Origin of the sequence: Piscinibacter gummiphilus, assembly GCF_032681285.1 — a bacterium.
Lineage (GTDB): Bacteria > Pseudomonadota > Gammaproteobacteria > Burkholderiales > Burkholderiaceae_C > Rhizobacter > Rhizobacter gummiphilus_A.
The window spans coordinates 4,719,213-4,743,188 of sequence record NZ_CP136336.1 but is presented as its reverse complement, the minus strand read 5'-3'; the positions used below and the strand labels follow the sequence as shown (position 1 = coordinate 4,743,188).

Here is a 23,976-nt window from a genome sequence, read left to right as displayed (position 1 = left end):
CCGTGTGGCGCACCCGGAACTGTTGGGTTGATCGTGTGAAGAAAACGCCGGAGGGTCCGGTTCAGCGACCTGTGGAGGGGCAGGTGCGCGGGGCATTCGAGGCCAGCATGGAAGTGGCGTGGGTGGACCGTGCGTTCTGGATCCTCCCGCGCATGACGGCCCTCAACATCTTCGTGGCCGTGGTGCTGATGCCGTGGTTCTGGCCCCTGCTGCCCACGAACGTGCTCGCCGCGTGGCTCGCGGCCCTGGGGGTCTTCGTCGTGTCGCGCGTGTTGGCGATCCGCCACCTGAAGCGCTGGCGCGCCGACCCTCAACGCAAGGCCGAAGGCTCCTACAACCGCTTCTTCCTGCTGGCCGTGGTGTCGGGTGTGTACTGGGGCATCACCGCCTGGCTGCTGTTCCCCTACGGCGGCGCGAAGGAGCAGATGCTGCTCGGCTTCGTGCTCTACGGGCTGTGCGTGCTCAACTCGTATCACATCTCGATGAAGTACTACGCCTTCGAGGCGCACTTCTTCTGCTCTCTGATGCCGATGGTCGCGCACATCGCGCTGGGGGGTGATGCCTCGAGCATCCTGATCGCGCTGACCCTGCTCGTGATCGTGGGCGGCACGGGCTTCCTGTCGCGCTTCTACCTGATGAACTTCCGCAAGCTCGGCGAGGGCATGATGTGGCAGATGGGCCAGGAGAAGGCCGCAGCCGACGAAGCCCGCCGCGCGGCCGACGTGGCGCGGCACGAGGCCGAGGTGGCCAACCGCGCCAAGACCCAGTTCTTCGCCGCCGCGAGCCACGACCTGCGCCAGCCGCTGCATGCGATGGGCCTCCTCGCCGAGGCCTTGAGCCAGCGCAGCCACGACAAGGAACTCGCCCCCCTCGTGGCCAGCATCAACGGCTCGGTCGATGCGCTCGAAGGGCTCTTCTCCGAGCTGCTCGACATCACCAAGATCGACAGCGGCGCCGTCACCGTGTCACCCGAGCACTTTGCGGCGGGCGAGATCTTCCGCAAGCTGCGCCTGCACTTCGAGCCGGTGGCGTTCGACAAGGGCCTGTCGCTGCGCTTTCGCGGCGGGGATAAGTTGCTTCACGCCGACCCGGTGCTCGTCGAGCGCATCCTGCGCAACCTCGTCTCCAACGCCGTGCGCTACACCCATGACGGCAGCGTGCTCGTGAGCTGCCGCCGCCGCGGCCAGCAGGTGCGGCTGCAGGTGTGGGACACCGGCGTCGGCATTCCTGAGAACGAGCGCGAGCGCATCTTTGAAGAGTTCTACCAGGTGGCCGACACCCAGGCGCAGGTGCCGCAGGATCGCAAGGGTCTGGGCCTCGGCCTTTCCATCGCGCGGCGTCTGGCCTCGCTGATGGACGCGCCGCTGGCCCTGCGCTCCGAGCCCGGCCGTGGCTCGGTCTTCACGATCGATCTGCCGGTGGGCGATGCCTCGCAGGCGCATGCGCTCCACGAGCCGTGCGGCCCGGCGGCCTCGGCGCGGGCGCTGGTCGGCCGAACGATCGTGGTGGTGGACGACGACGCCACGATCCGCGCGGGCCTCAAAGCGCTGCTCGAAGGCTGGGGCGCAGAAGTGCAGGCCTTCGGCAACTTGCAGGGGGTGCGAAACTGGGCCGCGCAGGCGGATGCCGTGCGGCCCGACCTGCTGATTGCCGACTACCGCCTCGACGGCCTCCACACCGGCGTGGAGGCCATCACGGCGGTGCGGGGGCGTTTCGATGGCGACCTGCCCGCCATCATGATCACCGGCAGCCTGGCTGGCGATCTCGACAGCGAGTCTGCCGACCACGATTTCCAGCTGCTGCTGAAGCCGGTGGCACCTCACAAGCTGCGGGCGCTGGTGAACTTCGCGTTGGCGGGCGCCGAAGGCCCTCGCGCCGCCGTGCTCACCACTAGTACTTAGTCGCGCTCCAGGTGCCCGTTAGCGTGGCGTTGTGCGACCAGTTGCCTGTGGCGTTGGCCGGCGCGAACTGGCCGCTGAAGCTGGTGTTGTAGCTCGGGATGGTGAAGCTCGCCACGCCGTTTTGGAGTACCGTCCCGATGGTCATGGCGCCCGCGGGTGACTGGCACGCACCGATGAGATCTCCGGCCGCATCCACCACCACGGCTTCGCATCGGCTATGCGTGCCCGCGTTTAGCTGCCACACGCCCATGAAGGGCGAGGGCACCGTGAAGCTTGGGTTCGGGGCAGCGAGGCGCAACGTGTCGGCCAGCGCGCTGAAGGCTCTGCGGTTCATCTGGGTGATGGTGTAGATGGGCGGGACGGTCGTGGCCGACATAGGCGGCGTCGCCTTGTATATGCGCCCCTGATGCTCGGTCAGCACTTGGTTGCCCAGGAAAGGGGCGGCGACCTCCGGCATCGGGTCGACGCGAAGGCTCGGCACAGTGCCACTCAAGATGCCCGCTACCAGCGGTGCCGAACCCGCCGGCCTGCAGTTCTCCGAGCTCGGCGGGCCGCCGAACGCGTGGTCGCACAGCTCGAAATGGATGGCGCTGCCGGCGCTGTCGAAGGTGGCGCGCAAGTCGGCGTCGACACAGGTGCGGATGCCGAGGGCGTTGGTCGAGAACTGGGTCCAGCAACTCTGGCCACTGCCCCATGCATCCACCCACGCGCGCGCACGGCTGCCGATGAGCGCGGTGTTTTGCTCCGTCACGGGTGTGCCTGAGGCTAGTCGCGGGTAGGCTGCGATGAGCGCGGCCACGCTGGGCTGGTTCACCGGTACACGGTCAGAGTCGGACAGGTACTGGGCAGGACTCGCCATTTGCGCATATCGAAGGGTTCGCAGTCGTGCGCCGGCCGGCATCGTGCCGGGTGGGACGAAGCCGGCCGGGAGGTTGATGGTGGCGAAGGTGTTTCCATTGGTGCTGGCAGCGGTGCGGGCCACTGCGGCCGAGACGGTTTGTCCGCCGACGTCTTCGTCGTGGGCCGATGCAATGCTGAGATGGCCCGTGGGGGACAGCGCGACGAAGGGATTGCCCGTCGTCTGCGGGTACGCAAACGCATCGAACATGTTCAGCATCCAGCCCGATGGTGTCAGCACCCACCGGAAGTCGGACGAGAAAATCGGTCTCCGTTGTGAGTCCCGGACCTCCCGCGAGAAGCTGTATTCCGACTGAAGGCCCGTTGCAGGGTCGACGCTCCCCGTCGAGTACGAATAGCCCAGGTAGTGATTCGTGGCGTCTGTGTAGTAGAACGAGTCGACGTAGTAGTCGGTGCCCGCAGATGCCGAGGGCCCAACACGCAAGGGCGTGCCGTTCTGCAGTTGATGCACGATGAAGGCGGCCAGCGTTTCGTGCCAGGCGCGCTGTACGCCAGCGGAGAGCGTGCGGTGGTCGCCGTAGAGGCTGCTGACATCGACCTGGAGTTGGCGGGCGACGGCGGTCTCGACGGCCTGCCGCGCCATGCCTTGCGAGATGCCGACCTGAACGAGCGTGGTGATGGGTGTGATGAACTCCGGCCGGGAGACGGGAGCTTTCAATGTGTACGCAGCGCCCGATCCGGCAGGCACTTGTGCGAGGAGTGCGGCGCCCTCGCCTTGTGTCGATGGCAACCCGGTCAAACGATAGGCGCCGGTGCCACTTGTGAGGGTGGTGGGTTCGCCGGCATCGCAGTCGCCGTCCTGGTTGCTGTCGTAGCAGACCGTTGCCGGCGCGGACGTCGCGGCGGGCAGGTGCACGACGCCGGTAACTTCCGTCCGCGCAGGCGGCGGAGGGGCCGCCCCAGCCGAGTCGCCACTGCCGCCGCCTCCACCGCAGGCAGATGCCGTCAACACGGCAGCGCTCAACAGAGCCAGGTGGTACGACCTGGCGCATGTGCTTGGAGACATTGCTCCCTCCTCAATGAATGTTATGCATGCGCTCGACGCGCGCCGCGAATTCTGAGGGAGAGCGCGGTCTAGGGGCTGTCGCGTTTACGCGCTGTCAGACCCCTTGCCCATGGGGTTGCGTGGGCGGTCGCCCGAGATCAGCTCGACGCCGCCATCGCCTTGCCCACCTCGTTGCGGCCTTGCTCGCTGCCGCTTTGCGGCACGACCTCATCGTCGCGCGACGAGATCGCTTCGAACTGCGCGGCCACCTGGTCGTCGGCATCGGCACCGGTGCCGATGTGCGTGCCGAGCGTCATGGTCACGTAGCTGCGGGCGAAGGTGCCTGCGCCGGCGTTGAGGATCACGCGCGTCGGCGCGTCTTCGCTCACGAGGTAGAGCAGGCCGGGCGTCACGGCCGCGGGTGCCAGCTTGTCGAGCACGACCTGCGGCATCAGGCCTTCGGTCATCGCGGTGGCGGCGGTCGGGGCCAGGCAGTTGACCTTCACGTTGTCTTTGGCGCCTTCGAGCGAGAGCGTCTGCATCAGGCCGACGAGCGCCATCTTGGCGGCGCCGTAGTTCGACTGGCCGAAGTTCCCGAAGAGGCCCGACGACGAGGTGGTGTTGACGATGCGGCCGTACTTCTGGGCGCGCATGATGTCCCACACTGCCTTGGTGCAGTACACGGCGCCCATGAGGTGCACGTCGACCACGAGCTTGAAGTCGGCCATTTCCATCTTCGAGAAGCTCTTGTCGCGCAGGATGCCGGCGTTGTTGACGAGGATGTCGACACGGCCCCAGGTGTCCATCGTCGTCTTGACCATGGCCTGCACCGCGTCGAAGTCGGTCACCGAGCACGACACCGCGATGGCCTGGCCGCCGGCAGCCTTGATCTCGTCGGCCACGGTCTGTGCGCCAGGGCCCAGGTCGTTCACCACCACCTTCGCGCCACGCTGGGCGAGCGCGAGTGCGTGCTCGCGGCCCAAGCCGCCACCTGCGCCTGTCACGATCGCGACACGGCCGTCAAAGCTAATGCTCATAGTCCTCTTTCCAACAATCTGGTATGTTTTCCGAGGCTCAGAAAAAGGCCCTGTTTCACAGGGCAAATCATCACTCGGAGACAAGGGTTTAGAAAAGTCGGTTGGTCGCCTCACGCACCTGCGTGGCCCAACCCTCGAAGCCCCTCCATTTAACCAGCAAGGAAGCTCTCATGTCGTTGTTCGATCTCACAGGCAAGGTCGCCGTCATCACCGGCTCGTCGCGCGGCATCGGCAAGGCGATCGCCGAGCGCATGGCCGAACAGGGCGCCAAGGTCGTGATCTCGTCGCGCAAGCCCGAGCCCTGCGCCGAAGTGGCCGCGGCGATCAACAAGGCGCACGGTGCGGGCTCGGCGATCTCGATCCCGGCCAACATCTCGTCGAAGGACGACCTCAAGCACCTCGTCGACGAGACCACGAAGCAGTTCGGCAAGGTCGACATCGTGGTGTGCAATGCCGCGTCGAACCCGTACTACGGCCCGCTCGCCGGCATCGAAGACGACCAGTTCCGCAAGATCCTCGAGAACAACGTGATCGCCAACCACTGGCTGATCAACTTCGCCGCGCCGCAGATGATCGAGCGCAAGGACGGCGCGATCATCATCGTGTCGAGCATCGGCGGCCTGCGCGGCTCGCCGGTGATCGGTGCGTACAACATCTCCAAGGCAGCCGACTTCCAGCTCGCGCGCAACCTCGCGGTGGAGTACGGCCCGCACAACATCCGCGTGAATTGCATTGCGCCGGGCCTCATCAAGACCGACTTCGCGAAGGCCCTGTGGGACAACCCCGAGACCTTGAAGCGCTCGACCGCCAACGCCCCGCTACGCCGCATCGGCGAGCCCGACGAGATCGCCGGCGCGGCCGTGTTCCTCGCCTCCAAGGCCGGCTCGTTCATGACGGGCCAGGCGCTCGTCATCGACGGTGGCGTGACCATCTGATCCCATCGGAGCAACGCATGACGACTGCGACTGCAGAGAAGCCCGAGCTGAAATCCTTCCGCGAGGAAACGCGCGCCTGGCTGGAGCAGAACTGCCCGCCCGAGATGCGCAAGCCCGTGACCAGCGAAGACGATGTCTGCTGGGGCGGCCGCAAGTGGAAGTTCTCGTCCGACGCCCAGAAGGTGTGGCTGGAGCGCATGGCCGCCAAGGGCTGGACGGTGCCGACCTGGCCCAAGGAATACGGCGGTGGTGGCCTCACGGGCGAGCAGGCCAAGATCCTCGCGCAGGAGATGCGCGCGCTGAACTGCCGCGCCCCGGTGCAGAGCTTCGGCATCTGGATGCTCGGCCCGGCGCTCCTGAAGTTCGGCACGCACGAGCAGAAGCTCGAGTTCCTGCCACCCATCGCGCGCGGCGAGATCCGCTGGTGCCAGGGCTACTCGGAGCCCAACGCCGGCTCCGACCTGGCCTCGCTGCAGACCAAGGCAGAAGACAAGGGCGATCACTTCATCGTCAACGGCCAGAAGATCTGGACCAGCTACGCCGACAAGGCCGACTGGATCTTCTGCCTCGTGCGCACCGACCCGCAGGCGAAGAAGCACACCGGCATCAGCTTCGTGCTTTTCGACATGGCGACGCCGGGTGTCACGACCAAGCCCATCCTGCTGATCTCGGGCAAGTCGCCGTTCTGCGAAACCTTCTTCGACAACGTGCGCGTCGAGAAGAAGAACCTCGTGGGCACGCTCAACGCCGGCTGGGACGTGGCCAAGTACCTGCTCACGCACGAGCGCGAAATGATCGGCGGCATCGGCGACCGTGGCGCGGCCAAGCCGCTCGGCGTGTTCGCGCTGGAGCAGGTGGGCGCCGATGCGCAAGGTCGCGTCGCCGACCCGGTGCTGCGTGCCCAGATCGCGCAGTTCGAAGTCGACGAGGCCGCGTTCCGTTTGACGATGGAGCGCGCGATGGACATGGCGCGCGCCGGCCAGGGCAACCCGGCCTTCAGCTCGGTGCTCAAGTACTACGGCGCCGAGCTCAACAAGCGCCGCCACGAATTGATGATGCAGGCCGGCGGCAGCGATGCGCTCGATTGGGAAAGCCCGCGCTCGCGCGAAGGTGCGCTGGCCCGTGCGTGGCTGCGCACCAAAGGCAACTCCATCGAAGGCGGCACGAGCGAGGTCCAGCTCAACGTCATCGCCAAACGCATCCTGAACCTTCCCGGAGCCTGAACACGATGGCACTCGTCCTCACTGAAGAACAAGGGATGCTGCGCGACAGCGCAAAGTCCTTCCTCGCCGACAACGCCCCTGTTTCCGAACTGCGCAAGCTGCGCGACACCCGAAGCGCCGACGGTTTCAACCGCGGGCTGTGGAAGCAGTTCGCCGAGATGGGCTTCACCGGCGTCCTGATCCCCGAAGACCTCGGCGGCACGGGCCTCGGCCTCGTGGAAGCCGGCGTGGTGATGGAGGAGATCGGCCGCAACCTCACGGCCTCGCCTTTCCTCGCCTCCAGCGTGGTCGCGGCCACGGCGCTGCTCGCGGCCGGCACCGACGCACAGAAGCAGGCCACGCTGCCCAAGATCGCCTCGGGCGAGCTGATTGCAACCGTCGCCGTCGACGAGCACAGCAAGCACAACCCGCGCAACACCGCGCTCAAGGCCGAGAAATCGGGCAGCGGCTACACGCTCGACGGCAGCAAGACCTTCGTGCTCGACGGCCACGTGGCCGACCTCTTCATCGTCGCGGCCCGCACCGGCGGCGCGAAGGGTGATCTCGCGGGCGTGACGCTCTTCCTCGTCGATGCGAAGACGAGCGGCGTGAAGGTCGAGCGGGTGGTGATGGTCGATGCCCACAACGCCGCACGCATCACCTTCGACAAGGTCGCCGTGCCCGAAAGCGCCGTGCTCGGCAAGGTCGGCGAAGGCCTCGTGCCGCTCAATGCCGCGCTCAGCGCCGGCCGTGTGGCTGCGTCGGCCGAGATGCTCGGCATCGCCGACGAGGTGTTCACCCGCACGGTGAACTACCTCAAGGAGCGCCAGCAGTTCAACAAGATCATCGGCGAGTTCCAGGCGCTGCAGCATCGCGCTGCGCACCTCTACTGCGAGATCGAGTTCACCCGATCGGCGGTGCTCAAGGCCCTGCAGGGGCTGGACGAAGGCACGCCCACCGCCATCGGCCTCGCCTCGGTCGCCAAGGCCAAGGCCGGCACGACGGTTACGCTCGCGGTGCAGGAAGGCGTGCAGATGCACGGCGGCATCGGGATGACCGACGAGTTCGAGATGGGCTTCTTCATGAAGCGCGCGCGTGTGCTGCAAGAACTCTTCGGCGACGCGACCTACCACGCCGATCTGCTGGCCCAACTGAAGAAGTACTGAGCGATGACGACGTCACCGGAACCGAAACCCTGGCCGGTGATGTCGCTGGCCGAGGCCCACGCGTTGATGACGGCGCCAGGCACGCAATTCGAGATCGAGGAGGTCTCGATCCGCGGCGTGCCCACGCGCGTGTGGAAGAACGCGCCAGCCACGCTGCGCGACATCTTCCTCGCCGGCCGTTCGCACGGCGGCAAGACCTTCCTCGTCTACGAAGACGACCGCGCCACCTTCGAGAGCTTCTCGCGCGCCGCGCTCGCCATCGCGCACGCGCTGCTGCGCGATGGCGTGAAGAAGGGCGACCGCGTGGCCGTGGCGATGCGCAACCTGCCGGAGTGGCCAGCGGCCTTCTTCGGCGCGGCGCTCACCGGCGCCATCGTCACGCCGCTCAACGCCTGGGGGCAGGGCGCCGAGCTCGAATACGCGCTCAACGATTCGGGCGCCAACGTCGTCTTCCTCGACGGCGAGCGGCTCGATCGCCTGGCCGACGGTCACCTCGGCAACTGCAAGGCACTGACGCGCGTCTACGTCACGCGAGACACCCGCGCCCACGCCGATGCCCGAGTGCATCGCCTGGAAGAGATCACCGGCGCCGTCAACGATTGGGGCCGCCTGCCCGAGCTGCCGCTGCCCGACGTCAGCCTCTTGCCCGACGACGACGCCACCATCTTCTACACCTCGGGCACCACCGGCGCGCAGAAGGGCGCGCTCGGCACGCAGCGCTGCACCGGCACCACCGTCTTCGCCGGCCTCTTCTCGGGCCAGAGGGCGTTCATCCGCAAGGGCGAGCCGGTGCCCGACCCCGCCGCGCGCACGCTGCAGCGCGCCTCGCTCGTGGCGATCCCGTTCTTCCACACCACCGGCTGCCAGTCGATCCTGGCCGGCGCGCTTTACGGCGGCAGCAAGCTCGTCACCATGCACCGCTGGGACGTGGAGCAGGCGATGGACCTCATCGAGCGCGAGCAGATCACCGTCGCCGGCGGCGTGCCCACCATCGCGTGGCAGATCCTCGAGCACCCGAACCGCGAGCGCTACAACCTGTCGACGCTGGAGAGCGTGGCCTACGGCGGCGCGCCGGCTTCGGCCGAGCTCGTGCGGCGCATCAAGCAGGTGTTTCCCGCCGCGTCGCCCGGCAGCGGCTGGGGCATGACCGAGACCAGCGCCACCTTCACCCACCACAGCGGCGAAGACTACGTGCGCAAGCCCGACAGCGCCGGCCCCTCGATCCCGGTCGGCGAGCTGCGCATCGTGGGCGAGCAGGGCGAGACCCTGCCCGCAGGCGTGGTGGGCGAGCTGTGGGCCAAGGGCCCGCACGTGGTGAAGGGCTACTGGAACAAGCCCGAGATCAGCGCCGAGACCTTCACCGACGGCTGGGTGAAGACCGGCGACCTCGCCTACCTCGACGACGAGGGCTGGCTCTACATCGTCGACCGCAAGAAAGACATGCTCATCCGCGGCGGCGAGAACATCTACTGCACCGAAGTCGAAGGCGTGCTCTACGAGCACCCGGCGGTGATGGACGCCAGCGTGGTCGGCCTGCCGCACAAGCAGCTGGGCGAGGAGCCCGGCGCGGCCGTCACGCTCAAGGCGGGCGCCGAGGCCAGCGAAGAGGAGCTGCGCGCCTTCGTGGCCGAGCGGCTGGCGCGCTTCAAGGTGCCGGTGCGCATCCTCGTGCTCGACGAGACCTTGCCGCGCAATGCCAACGGCAAGATCCTCAAGAAGGAAGTGAAGAAGCTTCTCGGCGTGGGCTGACCGGCACGGCCATCTTCGGCATCGGCTGTGCCGGCACGCTGGCGAGGAAACGGTCGAGCAGCCGGTTGACCGTGTCGGGGTCGTCGAGATGCGGCCAGTGGCTGGTGCCGGTGAGCCGCTCGCGCGGCACCTGCGGCAGGAGCAGGTGCAGGGCGCTTGCCGTTTCGCCATGCACCGTGTCGATGAGCAGCGCGGGCCCGCGGAAGGTCGCGAGCGCAGGCGAGGGGTCGTAGGCGAAGCCGGCCGCGATCAGGGCCTTGGAGTCCTTGCGAGACAGCCGGCGCATGTCGGCGTTGAGCATGGCCTTGACCGGCGGGCGGGCACCCTGCGTCATCGAAGGCCAGTAGTCGGCCATGACGCGGGGGTAGTCCTGCTCCAGCGCGTTCAGCACTTCCTGTGAGATGTCGACGGGCGTCGGGCCCGGGGTCGCCACGAGCACCAGCCCGGCCAGGCGCTCAGGGTGCTGGGCGGCGTAAGCCGCGGCCGCCCCACCACCCAGGCTGTGGCCGACGAGCACGAAGCGCTGCAGGCCCAAGGCATCGGCTGCGGCGGCGATGTCTTGCGCGAGCGACGGGATGCTGTAGTCGAGGTCGGCTGGCGCGGCCGAGCCGCCGTGCCCGCGCAGGTTGAGTGCGATGGCGCGCCGATGCCGCCGCAGGTGCGCGAGCTGCGCCGCCCAGTGCGCGCTGGTGCCGGCATACGAGTGCACGAAGAGCACCGGCACGCCGCCCTGGCCCCCGTCGTCGACGACGAGCCGGCCCGCGTTGCCGGCAATCACGGTGCGGCCACGGTGGCGGATGAGCTGGTGCGCGATACCGGCCGCCGCGACCGCGAGCGCGCCGGCGAGGGTGACCCACGCGGAACGGGAAAGACGAAGTGCTTGTGCCATGACGATCTCCTCGGTGACAACAACCCGAGTCGCCACGGTAGGCGTTGCAGCGGCCGCGATCTGTAGGACAAGCTCGGCTTTTCAGGCCGGCCGTGTCGCGCGCGAAGCCTCAGCGGCCGTCAACCATCGACCGGGTTCGCCGGCGTGTCGAGCAGGCGCTGGTAGAAGGCGAGGTCGAGCCAGCGGCCGAACTTGAAGCCCGCCTGGCGGATGGTGCCGGCGTGCTCGAAGCCCATGCTCTCGTGCAGGGCGATGCTGCCGGCGTTGGTGGCATCGATGCCGCCGATCAGCGTGTGCACCTGGCGCTCGCGTGCCGCGTCGACAATGGCCTGCAGCAGCGTGCGGCCCAGGCCCTGGCCGCGGTGGTCCTTGTGCACGTAGATGGAATGCTCGACCGAGTACTTGTAGGCCGGCCAGGCGCGGAAGGTGCCGTAGCTCGCAAAGCCGAGCAGCGTGCCGGCCTCGTCTTCGCAGCCGATCACCGGGAAGCCGTTGGCACGCTTGGTGGCGAACCACGCCACCATCGACTCGGGGGCACGCGGCTTGTAGTCGTAGAGCGCCGTCGAGGTGACGATCGCCTCGTTGAAGATGTCGAGGATGGCGCCGGCGTGGCGTGCTTCGGTGCAGTCGACGAGTTTCATGGGTGCCCCATCTCAAGGTTTGCTCAGCGTTTGGACAGGCCGTTCAGCACCATGTCGAGGTACTGCTCGACCACCTGCACCGCGCTGAGCGGGCCGCCCGGCTTGTGCCAGCGCGGCAGGTAGTTCACGCCCGAGAGCAGCAAGCGCGTGGCGAGGGCGGGGTCGATGTCGCGCAGCGCGCCTTGCGCCACCGCGTCGCTTACGCACTGGCGCAACAGGCGCTCGAAGCGGTCGCGTTCGGGCACCACGGCCTGGCGCTGCTCGGGGTCGAAATTCGACCAGAAGGTGTTCGACGAGCTGATCCAGCCCGCGCGGTCGCGGTCGATGTGCTCGGCGCTGCACAGCAGGAAGACGCGGATCTTCTCCAGCGGGTCGGAGACGGCGGCGACCGCCGTCGTCACGCGCTCGACGAGCGCCGCCATGCGCCCGGCCACTACGCGCTGGAAGAGCGCTTCCTTCTCGGGGAACCAGTAGTACAGCGCCGCCTTGGTGATGCCCGCCTGCTCGGCGATGTCGCGCAGCGAGGTGCCTTCGTAGCCCTTCTGCGCGAAGAGGCTGGCGGCGATGGTCACCAACTGCTCTTCGCGCATCCCGCCTTCTGCGGGGGCGGGCTTGCGGGCGTTGGCGGGGGTCTTCTTGGCGGGCATGGTGCGCTCGGGCGAGCCTGGAATCGGGCGCCGGGATGATATCGACAAGCCCGCGCGGCCCCGGCTACAGCACCCGCCGCACCCCGGGCAGGCGCAGTAACAGACCCGCCATCAGGTAGCACGCGACACAGGCGAGGCTGCCGGTGACGGCAAACTTCAGCAGCGCGGGGGCCTGCACGCCGCGCCATGCGAGCGCGATGGCCACCACCGGCAGTGGGTGGATCACATACATCGCGTAGGCGCGGCGCGACAGGCGCTGCCACAGGGGTGACGAGGCCACGTTCGCACGCTGCGCACGGGCGAGCAGCACGAGGATCACGCCCCAGGCGACGAACGGCTCCCAGAATGCGTAGAGCACGGCCGGGCAGGTTCCAGCCGCCCATCGGGTTGCCTTGGAACAGCGGCACTGCGTCTTTCAACAGGGCGAGGGGTGCAAGCAGCGGCACCGTGCACCAGGCGATGCGGCGCCATCTGCGCACTTGCGGCTCGGGCATCCGGTCCAGCCAGCCGTGCTGGGCTGCCAGGTTCCCGGCCACGTAGAGGATCGTGTAGCCCGCGAAGTAGCCGAGTTGCAGGCCCCACCAAGTGGTGCCGACCGGCCACACGAGTCGCAACGCGAACGCCGCCGCGCCGCACACGAGCGCCGCCGCGAGCAGCTGCCGGTCGGACGGCGGGGGTCGTGTGCCCCGCTGCGGCCACCCCGCCACGCGGTGCACCAGCAGCGAGGCGAGGGCCATGATCAGCAGGGCGGTCGCAAACCACAGTGGCCCCTGCTCGAAGACACCGCGCTGCCACAGCGCGGCCAGCACCTGCGTGAAATCGCGTTCGCGCAGCGTGCTCTGCACCAGTGCGATGGTCGCCGGCCCCAGCAGCCAGCCGAACACCAGCAGCGGAATGCCCAGCCGCACGAGCTTGTCGCCCAGAAAGCGGGCCGCGCTCTTGTGCTCGAGGGCGCGTGGCGTGAAGTAACCCGCGATGAGGAAGAAGAGGCCCATGAACCAGGCCTGGTTGATGGCGCAGAAGAAGGTGAGCACGATGGACGACGGCCTGTCGCTCTGCGTCAGCTCGCGGTAGAACCAGCCGCCTGCGCCGCCGTAGGTGATGGCGGTGTGGTGGAAGACGACCAGCAGCGTGAGCCCGGCCTTCAGCCGGTCGAGGCCATCGTGGCGCGTGGTATCGACCTGCGCCACGCCCATCACCGGCCCTTGAAGTTCGGCGTGCGTTTCTCGGCCCAGGCGGCCGCACCTTCCTTCAGGTCGTCGGACTCGGCGGCGCGGGCGATGTCGCGCTGCAGGTCGGTCGCGTCGAGCGTGCCGCGCGCGATGCGCGTGAGGTGCTTCTTCATGCCCAGCAGCGCGAGCGGCGCCATCTGCGCGAGCGTCTGCGTGAGCTGGTCGGCGGTGTGCGTGAGTTCGTAGGCCGGCACGAGGTGCGTGAGAAAGCCGCAGGCGTGCATCTCGCGCGCGCCGATGCGCTCGGCGGTGAGGAAGAGGCGCTTGGCCATGTTGATGCCGAGCCGGCTCACGTAGCGCTCCATGCCGCGCTGGTAGAAGTGCAGGCCCAGGCGCGCGGCCGGCATGAACATGTCGACCGCGTCGCAGCCGATGCGGAAGTCGCAGGCGAGCGCCATGTCGGTGCCGCCGCCGTACACGCCGCCTTGCAGCACGGCAATGGTGACGGGGCGCGCGTCTTCGATCGCATCGACCATCTGGTCGAAGCTCACGCCGCGGGCGCTGCCGATCTGGCCGATGTCGTAGCCGCTGCAGAAGTACTTGCCTTCGGCCTGCAGGCGCAGCACCAGCACTGCCTCGTTGGCATTGACGGCGGCCACGTGCGCCGACAGCGCCGCCAGGTCTTCGGGTGCGAGGCGGTTGGCCTGCTGCGGCCGGCGCAGGGTGAGGGTGGCGACGTGGTCGTGAATCGAGAGCTCGGGTGTCATGGCCCGATTCTCGTTGTTCACCCGCGGGGCGACTAGCGGCCCTTGAACTCCGGCGGGCGCTTTTCCATGAAGGCCTTGCGGCCCTCGATGTAGTCCTCGCTGTTGAAGCACTGGTCGATCATCGCGGCCACGTGCGAGGCGTCGGTGCGCGAGTAGCGCTCGAAGGTGTTGACCGCCGCCTTGGCGGCACGGATCGTCAGCGGCGCGTTGCGTGCAATGGTGCCGGCGTACTGGCGCACGTGTTCTTCGAGCGTGGCCTCGGGCACCACGGCGTTGAGCAGGCCGATGCGCAGGGCTTCCTGCGCGTCGAAGAAGCGAGCGCTGAAGAGGATGTCGCGCGCCGACGAAGGGCCGACCAGGCGGGCCAGCGCCGCCACGCCGCTGTAGTCGTAGCCGAGGCCCAGCTTGGCGGCGGGGATGCCGAAGGTGGACCCCTCGGCTGCGATGCGCACGTCGGCGCTCAGCGAGACGGCCAGGCCGCCGCCGATGCAGAAGCCCTGGATCATCGCGATCAGCGGTTTGTCGAGCTTGTTGAGCCACACGCGGCCCGCCTCGGCCACTTCGCCGTACTGCTTGCGCTGCTCGGCGTTGGAGCGCTTCTCGCCGAACTCGGAGATGTCGGCGCCCGAGGCGAAGGCCTTGCCGCCTGCGCCCTTCATCACGACCACGCGCACGTTGTCATCGTGCTGGAAGGCCCGCAGCGCGTCGCCGAGGCCGGCCCACATCTCCAGCGAGATCGCGTTGCGGCGCTCGGGGTTGTTGAAGGTGAGCCAGCCGATGCCGCCTTCCACCTGGGCGAGGAGTTTGTCGGTCTTCAGGGGCAGGTTGACGAGGGCGCTCACGCGATGGCTCCTTGTTCTTTCAGGTTGTCGATGGTGTCGGCGTCGAAGCCCAGCTCGGCGAGCAGCTCGCGCGAGTGTTCGCCGGCATCGGGCGCGGCGTGGTGGAAGGCCTCGGGGTGCGGGAAGCCCGACAGGTTGATCGGCGAGCGCACGAGCTTCACCTCGCCGAGCACCGGGTGCTTCGCGGGGCGCGTCATGCGCAGGTGCTGCGTCTGCGGGTCGTTGAAGGCCTGGCCGATGTCGTTGATGGGGCCGCAGGGCACGCCGACGGCGTTGAGCTTCTCGACCAGCTCCTGGGTGCGGAAGCGCCGGGTGAGCGTGTTGACGTCGACGTTGAGGCGCTCGCGGTGTTTCACGCGCGAGCGCACGTCCACGTAGTCGGGGTCGTTGAAGAGGTCGTCGGCGTTGAGCACCTTGCACATCGCGGCCCACATCTTCTGTGTGCTCGCAGCCACGTTGACGAGGCCGTCTTCCGCCTCGAACACACCCATCGGCACCGCGGTCGGGTGGAAGTTGCCTTGCTGGCGCGGCACCTCGCCGCTCATGGTGTAGCGTGCGCCCTGGAAGTCGAGCTTGTTGAGCATGGCTTCCAGCAGCGAGGTGTGCACCCATTGGCCTTCGCCCGTGTGCTCGCGGTGCAGCAGCGCCAGCAGGATGCCCTGGCCGAGGAACATGCCGGCCGAGGTGTCGCTCACCGCAATGCCGGCGCGCATGGGGCCGTGGCCGGGCTCGCCGGTGATCGACATCAGGCCGGCGAGGCCCTGCACGATCTGGTCGACGCCGGGGCGGTCGCGGTACGGGCCGTCTTGCCCGAAGCCGGAGATGCTCGCGAGGATGATGCGCGGGTTGATGGCCTTCAGCTGCTCGTAGTCGAGGCCGAGCCGTGTCTTCACGTCGGCGCGGAAGTTCTCCACCACCACGTCGGCCTTCTTCACCAGATCGTGCAACAGCGCCACGCCCTTCGGGTGCTTGAGGTCGATGCACAGGCTGCGCTTGTTGCGGTGCAGGTTCTGCTCGTCGGCGTTGCGGCGCAATGCGCCGGTGATGTTGCCCGTCGACTGCCTGGGCGGCGCCTCGATGCGGATCACACGCGCGCCCCAGTCGGCGAGCAGGCGCACGGCGGTGGGGCCGGCGCGTGCGATGGTGAGGTCGAGGACGGTGTAGCGCGAGAGGGGCAGGGACGGCGTGGTCATGGTTGATGCTCAGCGCGCATACAGCGAACTGCCGGGGTGGAAGGCGGGGATCTGGGCGATGGCCGTGCGTTCGGCGCCGCGCGGGTCGTTCACGACCTGCGTGTCGGCCGAGAAGACCATCGTCGCGCGCTCGTCGAGCGAGTAGGTGGGCCACGCTGGCAGCTCGTCGTGCTGCGGGTTGCCGGTGCGCGCGAACTGCGTCCAGGCCTTCATCACCTGTCGCTCGAGCTTCGGCAGCTCGGGCCCGTCGCCAGTGAAGGCGTGGGCGAGCGCGACATTGCCGAACACGAACGGGATCTCAGCCGTGTGCGGCGACATGAACTTGCCGCCCAGCACCGCGCTCTTCCACGCGAACTCGTAGGCGTAGACCGGGGCGGTGCCCTGCTTCACCTTCTGCTCGGCGCCGGTGATGTTGTTGAGGCGGTAGAGGTAGTCGCTCGCGATGTAGGCGAGCAACTCGCTGCCGGGCGCCTTCGGGTGTTCGCGCTCGTAGACCGCGAGCACGGCCTCGGCCTGTGACTCGTCGACGCGGAGGAAACGTTTGATGCGCTTGCGGGCCTCGTCGCCGTCGACGGTGAAGTTGCTCGGGTCGGCCGCGAGGAAGAAGGTGGCTTCGGTGCGCGTGTGGCCGATCATCAGCGGCACGCTCGCCGACACCTCGGGTGCAGTGGGGTGGAATGGGTGGCGCTTGAGCGTGCGGCCGTCGATCACCGGGCGGAAGCTGTCTTGCCCGCCGCTGGCGCCGATCACCGACTGCATCGCATGCAGCAGCGTCGCGCTCGGCACCGCCTGCAGCGCGGTGAAGTCGCCCTCGGGCAGCTCGAGCTTCTGGAACAGCTTGCGCGTGGCCGCTTCGCATTCCTCGCGCGGCTGCACGCGAAAGCCCGACGACGAGCTCTGCACGATGGCGCGGTGGAACAGGCCTTGCGCTTCTGCCATCGCCATCAGGATCGCGACCTTCGCGCCCCCGCCCGACTGGCCGAAGATCGTCACGCAATCGGGGTCGCCGCCGAAGCGCGCGATGTTGTCGCGCACCCAGCGCAGCGCGGCCACGAGGTCGAGCATGCCGGCGTTCCCGGCGTCCGCGAAACGTGGGTCGCTGTTCGCCAGCGGCGTGAGGTAGCCGAAGAGGTTGAGCCGGTGGTTGACGGTGACGAGCACCACGTCTTCACGCTGCGTGAGCGAGGCGCCGTCGTACACCTGCGAGCTGCCCGAGCCGAGCGCGAACGCGCCGCCGTGCAGGTAGACCATCACCGGGCGCTTGCGCGCATCGGCCGCGGGCGTGTCGACGTTGAGCACGAGGCAGTCTTCGCCGAGCGGTGCGTCGCTCGCGAGCCACTGGAAGATGCGCGTGCGCGGCGTGACGATCTGCGGGCAGCTCGAGCCGTAGGCCGTGGCCTCGCGCACACCGCTCCACGGCGTGGCCGGTTGCGGCGGCAGGAAACGGTGGGCGCCGGCGGTGTCGGCTGCGTAGGGAATGCCGCGAAAGAAGAGGCCGCCGCCCGCACGTGCGCTGCCGCGCACCCGGCCGAGGGTGGTCTCGACGATCGGAGCGTCGATGGAAGAGTCTGTCATGGCCCGCCTTGGAACGATCTTCAGATATATCTGATAAGGCTACAGATATGTGTATGGATCGTCAACGGGCCTTGCCCGCACAGGGGCTCGTCAGAGGGCGGCCTTGTAGCGCTCGATCAGGTAGATCTCATCGGTGCTGACGAGTCGCCCGCGGGCTGGGCTCGCCGTAGAGGCCGGCCAGTTCGTCCAGCGAATCGATGCGCACGTTCAAGCCACGATGTGCGGCTTGGACTCCGCGACATGCTTGTCGCGCAGCTCGCGCTTGAGCACCTTGCCGATGGCGCTGCGCGGCAGCTCGTCGATGTAGTGCACCGCCGAGAGCCGCTGCGTCTTGCCGACCTGGTGCGCGAACCAGTCCTGCAGCGCCTGCTCGGTGATGGGCTCGCCGGGCTTCTTGACCACGTAGGCCACCGGCGTCTCGCCCCAGGCGTCGGAGGGCACGCCCACCACCGCCACGTCGGCCACGGCGGCATGCTGGCGCATCACCGCTTCGAGGTCGCTCGGGTAGATGTTGAAGCCGCCGCTGATGATCATGTCCTTCTTGCGGTCCATCAGCGTGAGGAAGCCGTCTTCGTCGAAGCGGCCCACGTCACCGGTGCGGATGAAGCGCTCGCCCTCGGGGCTGTACCACTCGGCGTCGCGTGTCTTGCCCGGCTGCTGGTGGTAGCCGGTCATCATCGAGACGCTCTTGCCCACCACCTCGCCCATCTCGCCTTGCGGCACGACCTTGCCGTGCTCGTCGATCAGGCGGATGTCGTGGCCCTCGGCGGGCTTGCCCACGGTGTGCAGCTTGTTCGGGTAGGTGTGCGCTTCCAGGATGCAGGTGCCGCCGCCTTCGGTCATGCCGTAGAACTCGACCAGGCCACCCGGCCAGCGTTTCAGGATGTCGGCCTTGAGCGCGGCGCCGAAGGGCGCGCTGGTGCAGAACTTGAACTTGAAGCTCGAGAGGTCGAACGAGTCGAACTCGGGCACGGCCATGATGCGCGAGTACTGCACCGGCACGAGCATGGTGTGCGTCACGCGGTGCTTCTGCGCCAGTTCGAGGTAGCCCTTGGCGTCGAACTTTGGCATCAGCACCACGGTGCCGCCCCAGGCGATGGTCGGGAAGAAGACGACGAGCGTGGTGTTGGAATACAGCGGTGTGGCGAGGATGGTGGTGCCGCCCGGCCCGTATTGGTAGGCATCGCCGCCGCGGCGCACATGGGCCCAGCGCATCTTGTGCGGCTGCACGATGCCCTTGGGCGTGCCGGTGGTGCCCGAGGAATAGATGATGTTGAAGGCCCAGTCGGGCTTCGGCTTCACTTCCTTGAAGGTGGTGCCGGCAGGGGCGACCCAATCGACGAGTTGCTTCCCGACCGGCGAGCCGTCGAGCGAGACGCGCGGGATGCCGAGCTCTTCGGCGGCCTTCACCGCTTCGCCCGTCGCTTCTTCGGTGAAGAGGATCTTCGCGTCGGCGTCGGTCAGCATGCCTTGCAGCTGCTCGGGCGTCGAACCGGGGGCGAGCGGGGCCACCACCACGCCGGCGCGCAGCGCGCCGAGGAAGATCGCCGCGTAGTGCACCGACGAATACGCGCAGATCGCAATCGCCTGCTGCGGCTTGATGCCATCGCGCTTCAGTGCGGCGGCCACGCGGTCCATCATCGCGTCGAGCTGGGCGTAGGTGACGCTTGCGGTCTTGTCGACGAGGGCGAGGTGGTTCGGGTCGCGCTTGGCGTGGGCGCGCACTCGGTCGGCGATGACGCCGAAGTCTTTTTCGAAGGGGGCAGCGATCGGGTCCATGGGCAGAGAGCGAGAGAGGTAGAAATCAGACGGTGGCAACGGCCGTCACGGGAGACCCCACCGCGCCCGGCAGCCGCAGCGGCGGGGCGGTGAGCAGGAAACGCGAACGATTGTGGGCGCGCAGCCAAGTGGCGAGGTCCGTGAGGAACCACAGTTCGCCCAGCGGCACGCCCAGCTTGAAGAGGCAGTGTTCGTGCAGGGGCAGGGCGGCGCGCTCGGCATCGCCTTCGGTGTCACGCGCGGGGTAGGCCTCGACGGCGTAGTTGTCGGCGATGAGCGCGGCCACGCCGCTGTCGGTGACCCATTGCAGGAGCTTCTCGTCGCGGCCGTCGAGCGTGGCGCACGCATTGTTGAGCACCTTCATGTCGGGCCCTTTGTTCATCGAGAGGATGACGTCGGCGAAGCCGGTGTAGAAGAGCAGCATGTCGCCTTTCTCGACCGCCACCTTGTCGGCGTCGAGGATGCGCATGAGCTGCTCGTAGCCGACCCGCTCGCGCGTGTTGCCGATGTGGGCGTGCAGGTTCACGAGCACGCCGCGGCCCTGTATGGCCTTCACCGCGAAGGTCTCGACGCCGAGCTTGAGCGCATACGAGCCGCCTTCGCCACAGCCGCAAGACGCGAGCTTCAGGTCGCCGGGGCCGAGCACGTCTTCATGCGCACGGAAGCCGTTGTAGTAGACCTTCTCCGGCTCGCCATCGCCGTCGGCATCGAACCACGAGCCGACGTGCGCGAAGGTGTCCCATTGCGTGGAGTACTGCAGCGTGATGTTGACCTGGTCGTCGCAGACCACGTCGGTGTTGCGCTTGTCGAAGCGGCGCAGCGGCATGTTCATGAACGGGTCGCCGCTCAGGTCGGTGGGGCGCAGGTCGGGCGGCTTGCGGCGCGGGTTGAGCTTCGCGCCACCGGGGTAGTCGAGCGGCAGGCTCAGGCCGAAGGCAAGGCCTTCCTTCACTTCGGCCACGCCCTGCTTCACCTTCTCGGGGGTGAGCAAATTCAGGCGGCCCAGTTGGTCGTCGGGGCCGAAGTCGCCCCAGGTCGAACCTTCGGGGCGTTTTTTCCAGCGGGTGGAGGTGCTCATTTCTTGACGAGGGGACAAGCGCTCGATGCGAGCGGTGTGAACGCCTGGTCGGCCGGCACCGTGCCCTTGAGGGCGTAGTAGTCCCACGGCGACTTCGACTCGGACGGCTTCTTCACCTGGAACAGGTACATGTCGTGCACCATGCGCCCGTCTTCGCGGATGCGGCCGTTCTTCGCGAACATGTCGTTGATGGGCATCGACTTCATCTTCGCCATCACCGGCTCGGTGGCGTCGGTGCCGGCCGCCTTCACCGCGTTCAGGTAGTGCAGCGTGGCCGAGTAGGCGCCGGCCTGGGCCATGTTGGGCATCTTCTTGGTCTTCTCGAAGAAGCGCTTGGCCCAGGCACGGGTCTCGGGGTTCAGGTCCCAGTACCAGCCGGCGCTGAGCATCATCCCTTGCGTGGCCGGCAGGCCCAGGCTGTGCACATCGTTGATGAACATCAGGAGGCCCGCGAGCTGCTGCTTGCCCGAGGCGGTGAGGCCGAATTCCTTCGCCGCCTTGATGGCGTTGATGGTGTCGCCGCCCGCATTGGCCAAGCCGATGATCTTCGCGCCCGAGCCCTGCGCCTTCAGCATGTACGACGAGAAGTCGGACGCGCTCAAGGGGTGGCGCACCGAGCCCAGCACCTTGCCGCCACCGGCCTTCACCACGTCCGACGTGTCCTTCTCCAGCACCGAGCCGAAGGCGTAGTCGGCGACCAGGAAGAACCAGGTGTCGCCGCCGTTCTGCACCACCGCCTTGCCGGTCACGTTGGCCAGCGCGTAGGTGTCGTAGGTGTAGTGGACGGTGACCGGCGTGCAGGCTTCATTGGTCAGGCGCGAGGCGCCGGGCGAGGTGAAGACGGCGATCTTGTTCTTCTCCTTCGCGACGGTCGCGACCGCGAGGGCGGGCGCGCTGGCGGCCACGTCAAGCACGGCGTCGAGTTTCTCGACGTCGTACCACTCGCGCGCCTTGTTGGCCGCGATGTCGGCCTTGTTCTGGTGGTCGGCGGCCAGCACCTCGATGGGCTTGCCGAGCACCTTGCCGCCGTAGTCGTCGACGGCCATCTTCACGGCGGTGACGAGGTTGGGGCCGGTGATGTCGGAATACAGGCCCGACATGTCGAGGATCAGGCCGATCTTCACCTTGTCGTCCGAGATGCCTTGCGCGTGGGCGAGCGAGGAGGCAGCCAGCGCACAGCCGAGGGCGAGCGTCTTGAGCTTCATGCGGGCCTCCTCAGAACGCGCCGTAGACCATGTTGCGGAACACCGCGCGGTAGTGCTCGCGCTGCCCCGGTGCCTGCATCATCCAGATGGCAATGAGCTTTTCCTTCGGGTCGATCCAGAACGCGGTGCCGCCGAAGCCGCCCCAGTTGGATTCGCCCACGCTGCTCGCGCTGGCCGATTCGCCGGGGGCCAGGCGCACCGCGAAGCCCAGGCCGAAGCCGTAGCCCGGGCCCGGCAGGTAGCCGGTGGTGGTGCCGGGGATGCGGCTCGTGCGGATCACGTCTTCGCCCAGGTGGTCGCTCATCATGGAGGCCACGGTCTTGGGCGAGAGGATGCGCACGCCGTCGAGCTCGCCGCCGTTCAACATCATCCGGCAGAAGCGCAGGTAGTCGGCCGCGGTGGAGACCATGCCGCCGCCGCCCGATTCATAGACCGGCGGCTTGGTGATGTCGATCAGGTTGACGGGCTGCTTGCTGTCGGGGTCGACCTTGTAGGGCTCGGCGATGCGGCCGAGCTTGTCGGCGGGCACGTGGAAGCCGCTGTCCTTCATGCCCAAGGGCCCGAGGATGCGCTGCTGCAGGTAGGCGCCGAGCGTCTGGCCCGACACACGCTCGATCAGCGCGCCCAGCACGTCGGTCGAGCGGCTGTATTCCCAGGTCGTGCCGGGCACGTAGGCCAGCGGCATGGTGGCGATGCGCTTCGCGAACTCGGTGTTGCTGAGGTTCACGCCCTCGACGCCGGCCTTGAGGTACTCGCTCTTCACGAGCGACTTGCCGAACACGCCGTAGGTCAGGCCCGAGGTGTGGCGCACCAGGTCCTGCACGGTGGGCTGGCGCGGCGAGGGCACGAGCTCGAGCACCGGGTTGCCGCTTGCGTCCTTCTTCTCGACGCCGAGCTTCAGGTCCTTGAACTCGGGCAGGTAGCGCGAGATCGGCGCCTGCAGCTGCACCTTGCCGTCTTCGACCAGCATCATCGTGCCCACCGAGACGATGGGCTTGCTCATCGAGTAGATGCGGAAGATCGAATCCGCCGTCATCGGCGACGATGCCTGCGGGTTGCGCACGCCGATGGCGCGCTCGTGCACGACCTTGCCGTCGCGGTAGAGCACGATCACCGCGCCCGGCAGTCGGCCGGCGGCGGCGTCGCGGGTCACGAGCTCGTCGAGCTTCTGCAGCGCGGCGGCGTTCATCGTGCCGGGGGTCTTGCCACCGTCGCTGGCGCCCGGGGTGGCGCAGCCGGCCACCAGCATGGCGCTCGTGGCGAAGGTGGCCAGGAGGGTGCGTCGCAAGGTCGAGTGGGAAATCGTCATCGGCTTTGTCTCCTGTCTTGTCGTGGGGTTGAGCGTCAGTAACCGCGTTGTCGGTCGACGGCGAGCGGCTGGGGCAGCCCGTCGCGTGCGCGGCGCAGCGCATCGACGCACTGCTGGGCCACGGTGTCGAACGAGGCCTGCGCGGCGATGTGCGGCGTGGCCACCACCTGCGGGTGCGACCACACCCAGTTGTCGGGTGGCGGTGGCTCGCGTTCGAACACGTCGAGCGCGGCCCCGGCGAGGTAGCCGCCGTCGAGCAGCGCACGCAGGTCGGGCTCGACCACCTGCTCGCCCCGGCCGATGTTGACGAAGAAGGCGCCGCGCGGCAGTTGCGCGAGCGTGTGGTGGTTCAGCAGTCCGCGCGTCTCGTCGGTGAGCGGCAGTGCGCAGACGAGGATGTCGGCCTGCGAGAGGAACTCGGGCAGCTCGTCCATCCCTGCGAAGGTGGCCACGCCCGGCACCTCACGCGGCGTGCGGCTCCAGCCCCCCACCGGGTAGCCGAGCGGCAGGAAGGCCCGCGCGATGGCTTGGCCCACGGCGCCGAGGCCCATCACCCCGACACGGCAGCGCACCGCCGTGCGCACCGGGTGGCGCTTCCATTCGGCGCGCGCCTGCTGTTCGGCGTAGAGCTTGAGGTCGCGCGTGAACTGCAGTGTGGTCGCGACCACGTACTGCGCGATCTCGACGCCTTGCATCGGGTCGACCACGCGCGTGACCGGCACATGCTCGGGCAGGTCGTCGACGAGCAGCTTCTCGGCACCGGCGCCGGTGGAGCACAGCACGCGCAGGTTGGGGTACTGCGGCAGGATGCCCGGCCGCATGCGCCACGCGAGGATGGCTTCCACCGCTTCAGGCGGCGGACTGTCTTGTTCGGTCCAGACCGGGATGCCCCCGGAGGCTTGGCGCAGAGCGGCGGCGAACGGTGCCGACGGAAGAGGGTTCGACAGCACCAGGATGGCCATGGACTCTTTCTGTTCCCTTTATGC

20 protein-coding genes are annotated in these 23,976 nt (G+C 68.0%); 5 read left to right on the top strand and 15 right to left on the bottom strand.

Features of this window, described 5'->3' with window-relative positions; translation table 11 throughout:
* Positions 1 to 83: 83 nt before the first annotated feature.
* Entirely contained in the window at positions 84 to 1,901 is a 1,818-nt protein-coding gene (locus RXV79_RS22295) for a hybrid sensor histidine kinase/response regulator (protein WP_316700287.1), read from the top strand.
* Here the strand turns inward: RXV79_RS22295 and RXV79_RS22290 are convergent.
* Positions 1,891 to 3,675: a hypothetical protein gene (locus tag RXV79_RS22290; RefSeq protein ID WP_316700286.1), complete on the bottom strand. Its 1,785-nt coding sequence runs from the start codon at positions 3,673 to 3,675 to the stop codon at positions 1,891 to 1,893. The two genes, RXV79_RS22295 and RXV79_RS22290, sit on opposite strands and share 11 nt — an antisense overlap.
* A gap of 287 nt (positions 3,676 to 3,962) precedes the next feature.
* Positions 3,963 to 4,841 (bottom strand): SDR family NAD(P)-dependent oxidoreductase, encoded by an 879-nt coding sequence (locus RXV79_RS22285; RefSeq protein ID WP_316700285.1) that lies wholly within the window; start codon positions 4,839 to 4,841, stop codon positions 3,963 to 3,965.
* 170 nt (positions 4,842 to 5,011) lie between these two features.
* Here RXV79_RS22285 and RXV79_RS22280 point away from each other — a divergent pair, with 170 nt between their 5' ends.
* The 4 genes from RXV79_RS22280 to RXV79_RS22265 are packed head-to-tail and all read left to right on the top strand — an operon-like array spanning position 5,012 to position 9,893.
* Positions 5,012 to 5,776 carry an SDR family oxidoreductase gene (locus RXV79_RS22280; RefSeq protein ID WP_316700284.1) on the top strand — a complete coding sequence of 255 codons (765 nt, stop codon included), beginning with the start codon at positions 5,012 to 5,014 and terminating at the stop codon, positions 5,774 to 5,776.
* Between the two features lie 17 nt (positions 5,777 to 5,793).
* Complete coding sequence (locus tag RXV79_RS22275; protein WP_316700283.1) at positions 5,794 to 6,999, top strand: acyl-CoA dehydrogenase family protein; 1,206 nt, start codon at positions 5,794 to 5,796, stop codon at positions 6,997 to 6,999.
* A 5-nt stretch (positions 7,000 to 7,004) separates the two neighbouring features.
* Positions 7,005 to 8,144, top strand: a complete 1,140-nt coding sequence (locus tag RXV79_RS22270; RefSeq protein ID WP_316700282.1) for an acyl-CoA dehydrogenase family protein — start codon at positions 7,005 to 7,007, stop codon at positions 8,142 to 8,144.
* A 3-nt stretch (positions 8,145 to 8,147) separates the two neighbouring features.
* Complete coding sequence (locus RXV79_RS22265; RefSeq protein ID WP_316700281.1) at positions 8,148 to 9,893, top strand: class I adenylate-forming enzyme family protein; 1,746 nt, start codon at positions 8,148 to 8,150, stop codon at positions 9,891 to 9,893.
* Here the strand turns inward: RXV79_RS22265 and RXV79_RS22260 are convergent.
* The 13 genes from RXV79_RS22260 to RXV79_RS22200 form a co-directional block, all read right to left on the bottom strand.
* Complete coding sequence (locus tag RXV79_RS22260) at positions 9,856 to 10,782, bottom strand: alpha/beta fold hydrolase (protein WP_316700280.1); 927 nt, start codon at positions 10,780 to 10,782, stop codon at positions 9,856 to 9,858. The two genes, RXV79_RS22265 and RXV79_RS22260, sit on opposite strands and share 38 nt — an antisense overlap.
* A 119-nt stretch (positions 10,783 to 10,901) precedes the next feature.
* Positions 10,902 to 11,423: a GNAT family N-acetyltransferase gene (locus RXV79_RS22255; RefSeq protein WP_316700279.1), complete on the bottom strand. Its 522-nt coding sequence runs from the start codon at positions 11,421 to 11,423 to the stop codon at positions 10,902 to 10,904.
* A gap of 23 nt (positions 11,424 to 11,446) precedes the next feature.
* Positions 11,447 to 12,070, bottom strand: coding sequence for a TetR/AcrR family transcriptional regulator (locus RXV79_RS22250; RefSeq protein WP_316700278.1), 624 nt, complete (start codon positions 12,068 to 12,070; stop codon positions 11,447 to 11,449).
* Complete coding sequence (locus RXV79_RS22245) at positions 11,992 to 13,260, bottom strand: acyltransferase family protein (RefSeq protein WP_316700277.1); 1,269 nt, start codon at positions 13,258 to 13,260, stop codon at positions 11,992 to 11,994. The genes RXV79_RS22250 and RXV79_RS22245 overlap by 79 nt, the downstream gene beginning before the upstream one ends.
* Positions 13,261 to 13,265: 5 nt before the next feature.
* Positions 13,266 to 14,009, bottom strand: a complete 744-nt coding sequence (locus tag RXV79_RS22240; protein ID WP_316700276.1) for an enoyl-CoA hydratase/isomerase family protein — start codon at positions 14,007 to 14,009, stop codon at positions 13,266 to 13,268.
* Between the two features lie 32 nt (positions 14,010 to 14,041).
* Positions 14,042 to 14,851 (bottom strand): enoyl-CoA hydratase, encoded by an 810-nt coding sequence (locus RXV79_RS22235; protein WP_316700275.1) that lies wholly within the window; start codon positions 14,849 to 14,851, stop codon positions 14,042 to 14,044.
* Complete coding sequence (locus RXV79_RS22230) at positions 14,848 to 16,044, bottom strand: CaiB/BaiF CoA transferase family protein (protein ID WP_316700274.1); 1,197 nt, start codon at positions 16,042 to 16,044, stop codon at positions 14,848 to 14,850. The genes RXV79_RS22235 and RXV79_RS22230 overlap by 4 nt, the downstream gene beginning before the upstream one ends.
* Positions 16,045 to 16,053: 9 nt before the next feature.
* The gene (locus RXV79_RS22225) at positions 16,054 to 17,619 is read right to left on the bottom strand and encodes a carboxylesterase/lipase family protein (RefSeq protein WP_316700273.1); all 1,566 of its coding nucleotides are present in this window, start codon (positions 17,617 to 17,619) and stop codon (positions 16,054 to 16,056) included.
* Positions 17,620 to 17,826: 207 nt separating this feature from the next.
* Complete coding sequence (locus RXV79_RS22220; protein WP_316700272.1) at positions 17,827 to 19,398, bottom strand: class I adenylate-forming enzyme family protein; 1,572 nt, start codon at positions 19,396 to 19,398, stop codon at positions 17,827 to 17,829.
* Between the two features lie 25 nt (positions 19,399 to 19,423).
* Entirely contained in the window at positions 19,424 to 20,476 is a 1,053-nt protein-coding gene (locus RXV79_RS22215; protein ID WP_316700271.1) for a cyclase family protein, read from the bottom strand.
* Positions 20,473 to 21,681, bottom strand: a complete 1,209-nt coding sequence (locus RXV79_RS22210) for an ABC transporter substrate-binding protein (RefSeq protein WP_316700270.1) — start codon at positions 21,679 to 21,681, stop codon at positions 20,473 to 20,475. The genes RXV79_RS22215 and RXV79_RS22210 overlap by 4 nt, the downstream gene beginning before the upstream one ends.
* A 10-nt stretch (positions 21,682 to 21,691) precedes the next feature.
* Positions 21,692 to 22,990, bottom strand: coding sequence for a serine hydrolase domain-containing protein (locus RXV79_RS22205; protein ID WP_316700269.1), 1,299 nt, complete (start codon positions 22,988 to 22,990; stop codon positions 21,692 to 21,694).
* 35 nt (positions 22,991 to 23,025) lie between these two features.
* On the bottom strand, positions 23,026 to 23,952 hold the full coding sequence (locus tag RXV79_RS22200) for a 2-hydroxyacid dehydrogenase (protein WP_316700268.1): 927 nt from the start codon (positions 23,950 to 23,952) through the stop codon (positions 23,026 to 23,028).
* Between the last annotated feature and the right edge of the window lie 24 nt (positions 23,953 to 23,976).